Annotated in this window: 12 protein-coding genes; 6 read left to right on the top strand and 6 right to left on the bottom strand. The window is 49.5% G+C overall.

Annotation, left to right across the window (positions count from 1 at the left end; translation table 11 throughout):
• Nucleotides 1-6 precede the first annotated feature (6 nt).
• The 6 genes from miaA to EJE48_RS09360 all read right to left on the bottom strand — a co-directional run bounded on the left by miaA (nt 7) and on the right by EJE48_RS09360 (nt 8,177).
• A complete protein-coding gene (gene miaA / locus EJE48_RS09385) occupies nt 7-963 on the bottom strand; it encodes a tRNA (adenosine(37)-N6)-dimethylallyltransferase MiaA (RefSeq protein ID WP_016407333.1) in 957 nt (318 codons plus the stop codon).
• Nucleotides 964-975: 12 nt separating this feature from the next.
• Nucleotides 976-2,979 (bottom strand): DNA mismatch repair endonuclease MutL, encoded by a 2,004-nt coding sequence (gene mutL, locus EJE48_RS09380; protein WP_118578840.1) that lies wholly within the window; start codon nt 2,977-2,979, stop codon nt 976-978.
• A gap of 21 nt (nt 2,980-3,000) precedes the next feature.
• Nucleotides 3,001-5,622 (bottom strand): DNA mismatch repair protein MutS, encoded by a 2,622-nt coding sequence (mutS, locus tag EJE48_RS09375; protein WP_118578842.1) that lies wholly within the window; start codon nt 5,620-5,622, stop codon nt 3,001-3,003.
• A gap of 92 nt (nt 5,623-5,714) precedes the next feature.
• The gene (locus EJE48_RS09370) at nt 5,715-6,119 is read right to left on the bottom strand and encodes a YlbF family regulator (RefSeq protein WP_016407336.1); all 405 of its coding nucleotides are present in this window, start codon (nt 6,117-6,119) and stop codon (nt 5,715-5,717) included.
• An 11-nt stretch (nt 6,120-6,130) separates the two neighbouring features.
• Entirely contained in the window at nt 6,131-7,567 is a 1,437-nt protein-coding gene (miaB, locus tag EJE48_RS09365) for a tRNA (N6-isopentenyl adenosine(37)-C2)-methylthiotransferase MiaB (RefSeq protein WP_016407337.1), read from the bottom strand.
• Between the two features lie 118 nt (nt 7,568-7,685).
• Nucleotides 7,686-8,177: a prolyl-tRNA synthetase associated domain-containing protein gene (locus tag EJE48_RS09360; protein WP_124984525.1), complete on the bottom strand. Its 492-nt coding sequence runs from the start codon at nt 8,175-8,177 to the stop codon at nt 7,686-7,688.
• 377 nt (nt 8,178-8,554) lie between these two features.
• Here EJE48_RS09360 and EJE48_RS09355 point away from each other — a divergent pair, with 377 nt between their 5' ends.
• From EJE48_RS09355 to EJE48_RS09330, 6 genes are all read left to right on the top strand, one after another.
• On the top strand, nt 8,555-9,808 hold the full coding sequence (locus EJE48_RS09355) for a glycerate kinase type-2 family protein (RefSeq protein ID WP_124984524.1): 1,254 nt from the start codon (nt 8,555-8,557) through the stop codon (nt 9,806-9,808).
• A gap of 239 nt (nt 9,809-10,047) precedes the next feature.
• Entirely contained in the window at nt 10,048-10,953 is a 906-nt protein-coding gene (nadA, locus tag EJE48_RS09350; protein ID WP_124984523.1) for a quinolinate synthase NadA, read from the top strand.
• A 13-nt stretch (nt 10,954-10,966) separates the two neighbouring features.
• A complete protein-coding gene (locus tag EJE48_RS09345) occupies nt 10,967-12,148 on the top strand; it encodes an L-aspartate oxidase (RefSeq protein WP_124984522.1) in 1,182 nt (393 codons plus the stop codon).
• The gene (nadC, locus tag EJE48_RS09340; protein ID WP_124984521.1) at nt 12,145-12,999 is read left to right on the top strand and encodes a carboxylating nicotinate-nucleotide diphosphorylase; all 855 of its coding nucleotides are present in this window, start codon (nt 12,145-12,147) and stop codon (nt 12,997-12,999) included. The genes EJE48_RS09345 and nadC overlap by 4 nt, the downstream gene beginning before the upstream one ends.
• Nucleotides 13,000-13,017: 18 nt before the next feature.
• On the top strand, nt 13,018-13,557 hold the full coding sequence (locus EJE48_RS09335) for a transcription repressor NadR (protein WP_124984520.1): 540 nt from the start codon (nt 13,018-13,020) through the stop codon (nt 13,555-13,557).
• Between the two features lie 113 nt (nt 13,558-13,670).
• A complete protein-coding gene (locus tag EJE48_RS09330; RefSeq protein ID WP_016407344.1) occupies nt 13,671-14,399 on the top strand; it encodes a YebC/PmpR family DNA-binding transcriptional regulator in 729 nt (242 codons plus the stop codon).
• Nucleotides 14,400-14,510 lie beyond the last annotated feature (111 nt).

Raw genomic sequence — 14,510 nt, 5'->3', positions numbered from 1 at the left:
CCTTCCTTATGAATTGTTATTTGTCTGCAAAACGCCCCGTTCCTTTAAATATGTCATCGTCTGCGCCAGTGCGCCTGCCCCGTCTGTTTTGCTCATGTCTATCCAAAGCCCTTCAATCTGCCGCCGGAACCATGTCAGCTGTCGCTTTGCAAAGCGGCGCGTATTGGTTTTCAGCTGCGTAACTGCTTCGTCCAGCGTGCAGTCTCCGTTGAAATACGGCACAAATTCCTTATAGCCGATGCCCTGCATAGAAACCAGCTTCGGTGAATAGCCCCTGTCCAGAAGTCCCTTCACCTCTGCCAGAAGCCCCTGCTGCATCATCAAATCAATCCTCTGCTCAATGCGTGCATATAGCGCTTCCCGCTCCATCGTCAGGAGAATCACCGCCGCATTGTAGGGGGTTTCCCTTTCCTTCTGCTCCGCATTATGCTCGGAAAATCTCTGTCCCGTCAGGTAATGGTATTCCAAGGCACGCGTCACACGCTTGACGTTGTTCGCATGAATCGTTTCCGCATAGGCAGGGTCGATTTTCCGTAAGCGTTCATACAGCACCTGCGGCCCCTCCTCCTTGGCGATACGGTAGCACTCCTCCCGATAGGAGGTATCATTTTCCGTTTCGGTAAAATCATTATCATACAGCAGGGCATTGATATAAAACCCCGTGCCGCCGACCAGAATGGGAATCCTTCCCTTCGCCCAGATTTCCTCCATATACGCCTTTGCCTTCTGCTGAAAGAGCATAACATTATATTCCTCATCGGGGTTCAGCTCATCAATGAGATAATGCGGCACACCATCCGCTTCTTCGGGTGTCACCTTCGCCGTCCCAATGTCCATATAGCGGTAAATCTGCATGGAATCGGCAGAAATCACCTCGCCGCCGATTTCCTTTGCAAGCCGAATCGAAAAGCCTGTTTTGCCGCAGGCGGTTGGGCCGCCAATCACAATCAATGGTTTTTTCATCATTTCACCTGCTCAATTCTGGATGCGTTTAAACATCTTTTCCATTTCATATTTCGTCAGCTCGATAATCGTCGGTCTGCCATGGGGGCAGGTAAAGGGATGCTCCAGACCAAGCAGTCTGTGAATCAGCTCCTCCGCCTCTCTCGTGCTCAGCACATCATGCCCCTTGACCGCCGCCTTACACGCCATCGTTGCCACTGCCAGTATCTTTGTATCATACACATTGGAAATGCGCTCCTCTGTCAGCCTGTCCAGAATATCGGTAAAAAAGCCGACCTCTGTCGGGTTCTGCAAGAGATACGGCGTTGCGCGCAGGGCATATTTCTCGCCGAATTCCTCCAGCTCAAAGCCGAAGCTTTCCAAAAGTGCCAGATTGCGCCGCAGTACCTCTGTTTCCATTGGTGTCAGCTGCAGCATCAGAGGTGTCAGCAACCGCTGCGAGGCGACCCTTTCTTCCTTGAATTTATTCATAAATTCCTCATACAGCACCCGTTCATGCGCGGCATGCTGGTCAATCAGATACAGGCAATCGCCCTGCTCCACAATCCAATAGGTGCGAAAGACCTGCCCGATGATTTTATAATTCTGGAAAAACGGCTGCTTTTCTTCTGTCGGCTTTACCTCTTCCGTTTTTTCATCAGAAACAATCGGCTTCAATTCTATCGGCTGTTCCTCTTTCGGCTTCAGCTCTTCCCTGCGGTACGGCACTGCCGTCTGTGCAAAGCTCTCCGCCTTTGGGGTGCGCTTCAGCAGCTCATCCACACTGCGTCCGCCCGATGTGGGGGTCTGCGGCTTTTCTGCCGCACGCAGGAGCTTTTCCCTTTCCTCTTTGGAAAGAATCACGCCCTGCGATTGCGGGAGCGGAATTTCTTTAGAGGGATTTGCTGTCGGCTCTGCCTTTGGTTCGCTTTCCTTCAGGATGCTTTCCTTCAGGATGCTTTCCTTTGGCATATCCGCAAGGGTCTGCTGTTCCGCCTGCGGCAGTCTTTCCTTCGGCTTCTTTTCCAGAACCGCCTTGGGAATCAGCACCGTTTCCTGCAATGCCTTCGCAACCGCGTTGTAGAAAAATTCATATACCTCATCGTCATTCTTAAAGCGAACCTCCAGCTTCGCAGGATGCACATTCACATCCACCTGTGCAGGCTCAACCGCAAGATTCAGCACGAAAACAGGAAATTTCCCAATCAGCAGCTTTGTTTTATACGCATCCTCCACCGCAGCGGAAACCACGGGGTTTTTGATAAATCTGCCGTTGATGAAAAGATTTTCATAATTGCGGTTCGCACGGCAAAATTCGGGCTTCCCAATCAGACCGCTGACGGCATATTCCCCCTTGCGGTAGGAAATGGGGAGCATGCTGTTTGCCGCATCCTTCCCGTAAACATAAAACACCGCCGTTTTCGGGTCATTGTTCCCTGCCGTATGCAGAACAGTATTGCCGTTATTGATATAATGAATCGCAACCTCAGGATGCCCCAGTGCGATTTTGTTCACCAAATCCGAAACATAGCCACTTTCGGTCGCAGGCTTTTTCAAAAATTTTCTGCGCGCAGGCACGTTGTAAAAAAGATTCCGCACCGTAATGGAAGTGCCCTCCCGACAGGCGGCATCCTCCAGCTCCTGTATTTCTCCGGCATGAATCACAATGCGCGTGCCCGTTTCCTCGTCTCTGGTTTTTGTCAGCATTTCCACCTGCGCCACCGCCGCGATACTCGCCAATGCTTCGCCGCGAAAGCCCAGTGTAAAAATATGCTCCAAATCCTCAATCTGCGACATTTTGCTTGTAGCATGGCGCAAAAAGGCTTCCTTCACCTGCTCCTTGGGAATCCCTGTGCCGTTATCGGTAATGCGGATATAGGAAATGCCGCCCTCCTTAATTTCTATCGTCACACTGCCGGCGTTTGCATCAATGGCGTTTTCCGTCAGCTCCTTTACAACGGATTTCGGAGATTCTACTACTTCCCCTGCCGCAATTTTATTGATGGTTTTTGCATCCAACAGTCGGATTTTCTGCATAGACCTCCTCCTTTCCTCGGCTTACAGCCCTTTTGCCTTTTTCTGCAATTCAAAAAGCGTTTGCAGTGCTTCAATAGGGGTCATCGCCATCACATCCAGCTTGGAGATTTCATCCGCAAGCTGCGTTTCCGCAATATGGAACATATCCATCTGCTGTGCGGTTTCCTCCTGCTGCTCCTTGGATTCCACTGCAATCTGCTTTGCTTTTTTCGTAATATCCGCCGCGTTCAGCTGCTTGAGAATCTGTCCGCTGCGGCGAATCACCTTATTCGGCAGACCCGCCAGACGCGCCACCTGCACGCCGTAGCTATGGTCTGCGCCGCCGCGCTGAATTTTTCGGAGGAAAATAATATCCTCGCCCTGCTCCTGCACGGCAATGCAGTAATTCTTCACGCCGGAAAGCTTGCCCTCCAGCTCGCTTAATTCATGATAATGCGTTGCAAAAAGCGTTTTCGCGCCAATCTGCTTCGTATCCGCGATATATTCCAGCACCGCCCACGCGATGGAAAGCCCATCAAATGTGCTTGTGCCTCGCCCGATTTCATCCAGAATCAGCAGGCTTTTGTTCGTTGCGTTATGCAGAATGTTCGCAACCTCTGTCATTTCCACCATAAACGTGCTCTGCCCTGCGGAAAGGTCATCCGATGCACCGACACGGGTGAAGATTCTGTCTACAATGCCGATATGCGCCTGCTCCGCGGGAACGAAGCTGCCAATCTGCGCCATCAGCACAATCAGCGCGGTCTGCCGCATATATGTAGATTTCCCTGCCATATTCGGGCCTGTGATGATGGCAAGTCTGGTGTCCTCCCGATCTAAATAGGTGTCATTCGGGATAAACTGCCCGTCCATCATTTTTTCCACAACGGGGTGTCTGCCGCCCTTAATTTCAATTACATCACCGTCATCCACAAGCGGCTTCACATAGCTTCTGTTCTGCGCCACCTCTGCGAGGGACTGCAGGCAGTCAATAACAGAAACGATATACGCACAATATTGAATCCGCTCCACCTCTGCCGCAACGGCATTGCGAATTTCGCAGAACATATCGTATTCCAGAGTGGTAATCTTATCCTCCGCGCCGAGAATCAGCTCCTCCAGCTCCTTTAATTCGGGTGTAATAAAACGCTCCGCATTGGCAAGCGTCTGCTTGCGGATATAGCCTTCCGGCACCAGCTCCAGATTGGATTTTGTGACCTCAATATAATAGCCGAACACCTTATTGTAGCGCACCTTGAGGTTTTTAATGCCCGTCTTTTCGCGCTCCTCCTCCTCAAGCTGATGAATCCATGTGGTGCCGTTTTCCTTCGCCTTGGTGTAGGTATCCAGCTCCTCATTGAAGCCCTCACGAATCATGCCGCCCTCGCGCACGGAAAACGGAGGGTCTTCGACGATGGACTGCGCAATCAGCGCATGGATATTCTCCAGCGTGTCCAGTCTGTCATGCAGAGTGGACAGATATGGACTCTTGCAGCGAGAAAGAATCTTCTTCAGCAACGGCAGATTTTCCACGGAATTTTTCAGCGCCGCCAAATCCCTTGCGTTTGCATTCTGATACACCACACGGGACATAATACGTTCAAAGTCATACATGGAATGGAGAATTTCCTTAATTTCCTCTCTGAGGAACAGGTCTTGGAACAGCTCCTCCACCCCATCCAGACGCTGATTGATTTCTTCTTTAGAAAGCAGGGGCTGCTCCACCCATTTGCGCAGAAGCCTTGCGCCCATCGCAGTCTGGGTTTTATCCAGCACGCTCAGAAGCGATCCTTTTTTGTTCTTCTCGCGCATGGTTTCCGTCAGCTCCAGATTTCTGCGGCTGGAAACATCCAACAGCATGAAATCCCCTGTTGTGTAATATTTCAGGGCGGAAATATGGCTCAAATCGTTTTTCTGCGTTTCATTCAGATACCACATCAGCGCACCCGAAGCCGAAACCGCCAGCAGCTTTTTCTGCAGACCGAAGCTTTCCAGTGTTTTCACCTTGAAATGCGCAAGCAGGGTATCCTTTGCGGTATTATATTCATACATGCGGCTGTCAATATCATTCAGATACAGGTGAAACCGTTCCTCGATTTCCTTCGCCAAAGGGGTGGAAAGAAATTCGCTGTTGCAGACAAGCTCCGCAGGGGAAAACCTTGCCGTTTCATCCAGAATTTTTGCCGCCGCCTGCACGCTGCGAAATTCCGTTGTCTGAAATTCGCCTGTTGTCACATCGCAGACCGCAATGCCATAGCCGTTTGCGCTGCTGAAAACGGAGAGAATATAGTTATTTTTTGTTTCATCCAGAACAGTGTTATCCACAACCGTCCCCGGAGTAATGACACGCACAACATCGCGCTTGACCAAGCCCTTTGCCGTCTTTGGGTCCTCCACCTGCTCGCAGATGGCAACCTTATAGCCACGTTCCACCAAACGGGCAATATATCCATCCGCAGAATGGAAAGGCACGCCGCACATAGGGGCTCGTTCCTCCTGCCCCCAATCCTTCCCCGTCAGGGTGATTTCCAGCTCCTTCGAGGCAATGACCGCATCCTCGAAAAACATCTCATAAAAATCCCCTAAACGAAAAAAAAGCAGACAATGCTTATATTGTTCTTTAATTTCAAAGTATTGCTGCATCATGGGTGTGATTTTCGCCATGGATGTTGTCCTCCTTCTCCTTTTTCTGCAAGCAAACCCGAATAAAGAACGGATTCTCTATTCGGGCTTTTCTTCCTTTATTTCTATTTGAATCAGTGGCAGCCGCCGCCGCAGGAGGAGCAGCAGCTGGGATCGCAGCCGCCGCCCTGTTCGGGTTCTTCGCCTGTCAGGGTTGCTGTGATGATGTTGAATACGGAATTTACGAAGTTATTGAAATTCTGTTCCGCAACGTACAAATCAGATGCCAGCTTATTGGTTCTGATTGCTTCGCCCTTTGCCTTCATCTGTTCATTGAAGGCTCTCTGCTCCTCTATGGAAATGCCGCCTGCATTCATCTTTGCTTCAAAATCATAATGCAGCTTTGTGTATTCCTCTACCAGCTTTGCAATTTCGGGGTCGCTTTCGTATGCAGCCTTTGCCGCTACCAGCGCTTCCACCTGAGGGGTTTTCTGCAATTCCTCACCCAATGCTCTTGCCATTTCAAAAATCGTTGCCATAATGCTTCACCTTACATCCTTTCGCCTATTAAATAAAATGTTTTGTTTTCTGTAATCTTCACAGGAACCATCTGCCCGATTAAGTCCTCCGTGCCCTTAAAATGCACCAGCATATTGTTATCGGCACGCCCTGTCAGAACAGTCTTATCCTGCTTGCTTGCTTCCTCTGCAAATACCGTCATCACCTTGCCCAGCTGCTCCTCATGCACCTCATGCACGATTGGGTTAAGAATATTGAGCATCCTGTCGAAGCGATCCTTAATGACATTCTCCGGCACCTGATTTTCCATAGTTGCCGCAGGGGTACCTGTCCGCTTGGAATAAATAAAGGTAAACGCGGTGCTGTAACGGGATTTGCGGATGACATCCAAGGTTTCTTGGAAATCCTCCTCCGTTTCCCCGGGGAAGCCCACGATGATATCCGTGCTCAGGGTGATATCCGGCATTGCCGCTCTTGCCTTGCGCACCAGCTCCATGTAGGATTCCTTTGTATAATGGCGGTTCATGCGGCGCAGAATTTCATCACTACCGCTCTGCACAGGCAGATGCAGATATTTACATACCTTATCACAATCCGCCATTGCCTGTATCAGCTCATCGGACAAATCCTTCGGGTGAGAGGTCATGAAACGAATCCGTTCAATCCCCTCCACCTCGTTCACCATCCGCAGAAGCTCTGCAAAGGAAACGGGTGTTTCCAGATTTTTGCCATAGGAGTTTACATTCTGCCCTAAAAGCATAACCTCCTTCACGCCGTCCGCCGCAAGCCTTCTTACCTCCGCGAGGATATCCTCAGGGGTACGGCTGCGCTCTCTGCCGCGCACATACGGCACGATGCAGTAGGAACAGAAGTTGTTGCAGCCAAACATAATATTGACCGATGCCTTATAGGGGAAATGCCGAATCGCAGGCAAATCCTCCACAACCTCACGCTGCTCCTGCCAGATATCATACACCGTTTCGCCGCTTTCCATGCGTGTTGCCACAAGCTCCGGCAGCTTGTAGAGATTAAATGTGCCGAAGACGATATCCACATGACGATATTTCTGCCGCAGGGTCTGCAAAACCGTTTCCTGCTGCATCATGCAGCCGCAAAGCGCAATCACCGCATCGGGATTTTTTGTTTCCTTATAGTGCTTCAGCCAGCCCAGCTTGCCGTATACCTTCTGCTCCGCGTTTTCGCGCACACAGCAGGTGTTGTAGATGATAAAATCGGCCTCTGTTTCCTCGTCTGTTCTGTCAAAGCCCATTTCGTCAAGCATCCCTTCCAGCTTTTCGGAATCATGCGCGTTCATCTGACAGCCCATCGCAAGGGAATAGAATTTTTTCTTTCTGCCGTTTTCTGCCGCAAAGGCATCATTTTCCGCACGAATGGCGCGGATATATTCCAGCTGTCTTGCCAGCTCTGTTTCGCCCGGCTTAACAGCAGTTCCAGCTTTCCTTTCCATTCTTTCTTCCTCTCGAAACTGAATTCTTATGAAAAGACAGTCTTTCACAAGTATATTTCAGTATAGCATACCTTCCCTGCTTTCTCAATGATTTTTCCCCAAAACTTGCAGAAAAGGCTTACGCAAAGGAAAGCACCTCAAGAGAGTTGCCATGCTCCTTTATCATTTGCATAAGATCCGTCGTTTTCAGATAAACCGATGCCGTATTGTCATTGGGATGCACCCCGATTTCCTCCTTTCCCAGAAAATCCTTGTCCAGAAAAACCTTTACGGCGCAGGCAGTATCATTCAAAATGCCCAAGGGTGTCACTGCCCCTTTTTTCAATCCAAGATATTTTTCCAGACGCTCCTCCGATGCAAAGGAAAGCCTTACGCCGCCAAGCTTCTCGCCCAGCTCCTTCAGATTCACCTGCTTATCGGCACGAATTACCACAAGAAAATGGCATTTGCCCTTCTGGTCTCGCAAAAAGAGATTTTTTGCCGTCTCCTCCATTTTTTCCAAGCCCAGCTCCTCCATCTCCTCAATGGTATAAACCGCTTTATGCTCCACCCAATGAAAGGGGATTCCTTTTTCCTTCAGAAATACCTTTACTTCTTCTTTTCCAAACATTTTCCTCTGCTCCCTTCCTGCCTCTTTCTTCTTTTCCTGCTTCTTTCTAAGGAAGATAGTATCATATTTTCTGCGAAAAATCAGCAGAAGCAACGGGGTTTTTCAAAGATATTCCCCATTGTTTACAAAACGTTCATATTTCAGCCACATCAGATTCATATTGACAGGGTATGATAAAGATGTCCTCAAGGAAGAGGATAATGAATAAACATAGTATACATACCCTCCCCTTTACAGAGAGCCACTTCCCCGGTGGCTCTTTTCCCTTTATATATGCCTTTTTATGCGCCTTTTTCGATTGTATTTTCCCCTCTGATTTGCTATACTTGAAAAAACAAATATAAAACTGATATACAAAAGAAAGAGGTGCAGTTTCTGTGAATGAGATTTTATCTGATGCAAAAAGGATACTCCACACTGCCATTCAGGCATCCCTTCCCGATGAAGCCGTAAAAAAGTTCATCGGCGGCAAGACCTTCGCTTTTGAAGGAAAGGTGATTGTCATTGCCATCGGCAAGGCGGCTTGGAACATGGCAAAGGCGGCGGCAGAAAATATCCCCCACAGGATTGATACAGGCATTGTTCTGACGAAATATGACCATGCGAAGGGCGAAATCCCCGGCTTTACCATCCTTGAAGCAGGGCATCCCCTTCCCGATGAAAATACGATTCTCGGCACACAGAAAATCATGGATGCCGTTTCCGGTTTAACTGAAAAGGATACGGTTTTCTTTCTGGTTTCAGGCGGCGGCTCTGCGCTTTTTGAATGTCCTGCCGGCAAGCTGACCCTTGCGGATTTTCTGGACATCACCGACCAGCTTTTGAAATGCGGCGCAGATATCGTGGAAATCAACACCATCCGCAAGCATCTTTCTGCCGTAAAGGGCGGCAAATTTGCAAAGCTTTGCGCCCCTGCACAGGTGTACTGCATTGCTCTGAGCGATATTCTGGGCGACCGCCCCGATTCCATTGCCTCCGGCCCTGCCTGCGCGGATGCGTCCACGGTGGCGGAAGCATTTGCCATCTCGGAAAAATACAAGCTCAAGCTGACAGAGGAAATGCAAAAGCAGCTTGCCATGGAAACGCCGAAAACGCTTGCCAACGTCACTATGGAAATCACAGGCAGCGTGACACAGCTTTGCGCCGATGCGGCAAGGGCGGCAGAGCAGCTTGGCTATGCTCCTCTGGTTCTGACGAATATGCTTGACTGCGAGGCAAGGGAGGCCGGCAGATTTCTTGCATCCATCGCAAAAACAATCCGGAAGGACGGTCTGCCCCTGCGCCCGCCCTGCGCCGTTCTCTGCGGCGGCGAAACCGTTGTGCATATCACCGGGAAGGGCAAGGGCGGCAGAAATCAGGAGCTTGCCCTTGCGGCGGCGGAGCGCATTGCCGGCATGGAAGGCATTGTGGTTGCTGCGGCAGGCTCTGACGGTACGGATGGGCCGACCGATGCCGCAGGCGGTATTGTGGACGGGAAAACCTGCGGTATCCTTGCGGAAAAGGGCATTTCCATTCCTGCGGTTCTTGCGGAAAATGATTCCAATGCCGCATTGGCGGCGGCAGATGCCCTGCTCATCACAGGGGCAACCGGCACAAACGTAAATGATATTTATCTTCTTCTATGCCAATAATAACTCAGCCGAAATTGGAATTTCAGCCTATTGAGACATAAAGCCTTCGTGGGGTACGACCCTGCGGAGGCTTTTGCTTTTTATTCGACACAACAGCTGCTTCTGAAAAAATACAAAACAATACAACTTTTCTTTCATCTGTCTTGTCACTTGTAAATAATTGTGCTATACTAAATTCCACTGCAAAAAAATTTATTTACAATACTTATTTACAAAACACAGTAGAATCGAGGAAAAGCATGAATATCAAAGATGAAATCAAAGCCTTAAAGGAACAGAAAAATGCAGTCATTCTGGCGCATTATTATGTAGCGGATGAAATTCAGGAAATCGCTGATTATGTCGGGGATTCCTTCGCGTTGAGCAAAACGGCGGCAACCCTGCCCAACCCTATCATCGTTTACTGCGGTGTCTCCTTCATGGGGGAAAGCGGCTGTCTGTTAAGCCCCGAAAAGAAGGTGCTGATGCCGGATGCAAGCGCGGACTGCCCCATGGCGCACATGGTAACAAAGGCAGAGGTTGACGCAGCAAGAGAAGCCTACGAGGATTTGGCGGTTGTCTGCTATATCAATTCAACAGCGGAAATCAAATCCTGGTCCGACGTAAGCGTGACTTCCGCCAACGCGGTACAGATTGTCCGCAACCTGCCCAATCAGAATATCCTCTTTATCCCCGATCAGAACCTCGGTCGCTTCATTGCAGAGCAGGTGCCTGAAAAAAACATCATTCTCGTCAATGGCTACTGTCCCATCCATCAGAATATCTCTCCTGCCGAGGTACAGGAGCTGAAGGACGCACACCCCAATGCAGAGGTTCTGGTGCATCCCGAATGTCCCGAAGCTGTGACAAGGCTGGCAGATTACATCGGCTCCACCACAGGCATCATCAAGCATGCGACCGAAAGCGAAAAGCAGGAATTTATCATCGGGACGGAAATCGGCGTGCTGTATGAGCTGAAAAAACGCAACCCCGACAAGACCTTCTATTTCCCGAAAACAGCACCCACCTGCAGGGACATGAAGCTGATTACATTGGAAAAGGTGCTGCATGTTTTGCAGACAGAGGAAAATCAGGCATCCGTAGACCGAGCACAGGCAGAAGCCGCAGGCAACACCCTGACACGCATGCTGGAGCTGAGCAAATAAGGAGGAGCATAAAATGGAAAAAGAGCTTACCTATAACACCGTCATCGTCGGCGCAGGAGTCAGCGGCTTATATGCCGCACTCAAGCTGCCCAAAGAGCAGAACATTCTTCTCATCTGCAAGGAGGATTTGCCCAGCTGCGATTCCATGCTTGCACAGGGCGGCATCTGCGTACAGAGGGATGAAACCGACTACGATTCCTTCTTCGAGGACACCCTCAAGGCAGGGCATTACGAAAATCGCAAGGAAAGCGTGGATATCATGATTCGCAACAGCAGAGCCGTGATCAATGACCTGCTTGCCCTCGGCGTAAGATTTGACAAGGAAGCGGACGGTAGTTTAAAATATACCAGAGAAGGTGCGCACGCAAAGCCCCGTATCTGCTTCCATAAGGACATCACAGGGAAGGAAATCACAGAAACGCTGCTCAGAAATGTGCAGGCACTGCCCAATGTCACCATTAAGGACTATACCGTTATGGAAGACCTTCTGGTGGAGGGAAACACCTGCCATGGCATCGTTGCAAAGGCAGAAAACGGCGATATCCTGCGGATTCATGCAGAAAACACAATTCTGGCAACGGGCGGCATCGGCGGTCTGTATGAACATTCTACAAACTTCCCTTCCCTGACGGGGGATGCACTCCGTCTGGCGGAAAAATACGGCGTGGAGCTGGAAAATATGGACTATGTGCAGATTCACCCCACCAGCCTTTACAGCGAAAAGCCCGGCAGACATTTTCTGATTTCCGAATCCGCCCGCGGCGAGGGTGCAATCCTGCTCAACAGCAAGGGCGAACGCTTTGTCAATGAGCTTCTGCCCAGAGACAAGGTTTCCGCCGCCATCCATGCGGAAATGGAAAAGGAAGGTACAAAGCATGTATGGCTTTCCTTTGCTCCCGTTCCTGCGGAGGATATTGAAAATCATTTCCCGAATATCTATAAAACCTGTCTGGAAGCAGGCTATGATATCAAAAAAGAGCCTGCGCCCGTTGTGCCGGCACAGCATTACTTTATGGGCGGCATCCATGTAGACCGTCATTCCAAAACAACCATGGAGCATCTCTACGCTGTCGGCGAAACCAGCTGCAACGGCGTACACGGCAAAAACAGACTGGCAAGCAACAGCCTTCTGGAAAGCCTTGTTTTCGCAGAAAAAGCAGCACAGCACATTGCAGGAAAGGAAGGATTAGAATGAACCCGATTACCATGCAAATTGTAGCAGATAAATATATCCGCATGGCTCTGGAGGAGGACATCAACAGCGAGGATGTTTCCACCAACGCAGTCATGCCGCGGTATCAGCTTGGCACAGTCGATTTAATCTGCAAGCAGGACGGCATCATTGCCGGTCTGGATGTGTTCGCAAGGGCGTTTCAGCTTCTGGATGAAAAAACAGAAATTGCCTTTCATGCCGCCGATGGGGATGCTGTGAAAAAGGGGCAGCTTCTGGCAACCGTGACGGGGGATATCCGTGTTCTGCTTTCCGCAGAACGCACCGCCCTCAATTATTTGCAGCGCATGAGTGGCATCGCAACCTATACGAATGCCGTTGCAAAGCTGCTTGCGGGTACAAAAACAACCCTTTTGGATACAAGAAAAACCACTCCCTGTATGAGAGTGTTTGAAAAATATGCCGTAACCGTCGGCGGTGGCTCGAATCACCGCTATAATCTTTCCGACGGCGTAATGCTGAAGGATAACCATATCGGCGCGGCAGGCGGCGTAAAGGAAGCCATTGCCGCAGCAAAGGCGTATGCTCCCTTCGTCCGCAAAATCGAGGTCGAAACGGAAACTCTGGATATGGTAAGAGAAGCAGTCGAAGCCGGCGCAGATATCATCATGCTGGATAACATGAGCCCTGCGGAAATGGCGGAGGCCATCCGCATCATTGACGGCAGAGCAGAAACCGAATGCTCCGGCAATATGACAATCGAAAATATCAAAACCATCACAGCGCTTGGGGTAGATTATGTATCCAGCGGTGCGCTGACCCATTCCGCACCTATTCTGGATATCAGCCTGAAAAATCTCCATGCGGTAGAATAAGCAGGAGTGATTGAAAAAATGACTGGCACAGAAAGACGAAAGAAATTATTAAATCTGATGAGGGAATCAAAAACACCTCTCTCCGGCGGTGCGCTCGGCTCTGCCACAGGGGTCAGCCGTCAGGTGATTGTGCAGGATATTGCTTTGCTTCGCACAGAGGGTCATTCCATTCTGGCAACGGCAAGGGGCTATCTTCTGGAAGAGCCTGCGGATACCATACGGCTGTTCAAGGTCTTCCATGATGCCGCGGCAACAGAGGAGGAACTGACGACCATTGTGGATTTAGGCGGCTGTGTCGTGGATGTCATGGTAAACCACAGAGTCTATGGGAAGGTTTCTGCTCCCCTGCAAATCAAAAACCGCAGAGATGTGCAGGCGTTTCTGAAAAATCTGGAAAGCGGCAAATCCACTCCCCTTTTAAATGTCACCTCAGGGTATCATTTTCACCATGTTTCCGCCGAAAGCGAGGAAATTCTGGATGAGATTGAGGATGCCCTGCGGCGCAAGCATTTCCTGACAGAGGTTTTCCCCTATGAGCAGGAGGAAATCCGAAAATAAGACGATTTTTGCCAAATTCTATAAAAAACAGGCTTTCCGATACGAAATTCCTTGAATTATGCAGAAAATAATGATAAAATATTTTGGTGAAATTTTAAGGAGGAGGGTTCCTAATGTCAGGACATTCTAAGTTTGCAAATATCAAACATAAAAAAGAAAAAAACGATGCAAAAAAAGGTAAAATCTTTACCATGCTGGGCAGAGAAATTCAGGTTGCGGTAAAGGCCGGCGGCCCCGACCCTGCCGTAAACGGTAAGCTGCGTGATGTTATCGCAAAATGCAAAGCCAACAACATGCCAAATGATACCATCGACAGAAGTATCAAAAAGGCTGCCGGCGGCGGTGAAGACGTAGAATACGAAAACGTAACCTACGAAGGCTATGGCCCCAACGGCGTAGCTGTTATTGTAGAAGTGCTGACAGATAACAGAAACCGTGCAGCAGCCAATGTTAGAAACGCCTTCACAAAGGGCGGCGGCAACATGGGCAACAGCGGCTGTGTATCCTTCATGTTCGATGAAAAGGGTCTGATTGTGATTGATAAGGAAGAAATCGATATGGATGAGGAAGAACTGATGATGGCTGCTCTGGATGCAGGCGCAGAGGACTTCGCCGCAGAGGAGGATAGCTACGAAATCACAACCGCACCCGATGATTTCTCCGCAGTGCGCGAAACACTGGAGGCAGCAGGTATCCCTATGGCAAGCGCCGAGGTAACCATGATTCCCCAGACCTATACGGAGCTGACAGACGAAGAGGATATCAAGAAGATGAATAAGCTTCTGGAAATGCTCGACGATGACGATGATGTTCAGAATACCTACCATAACTGGGATGAATAATTTATCACTATGAAATTCAGTAAAATCAACATTTTTCATCTTAATATTCACTTTTATACATCAATTTTTGTATGAAAATACAACCAACAATGACGTACAGAACCTCTTTAA

The organism is Anaerotignum faecicola (genome assembly GCF_003865035.1).
GTDB lineage: Bacteria > Bacillota > Clostridia > Lachnospirales > Anaerotignaceae > Anaerotignum_A > Anaerotignum_A faecicola.
Note: the sequence above shows the minus strand (reverse complement) of the source record. Positions and strands in the feature narration are given on the sequence as shown.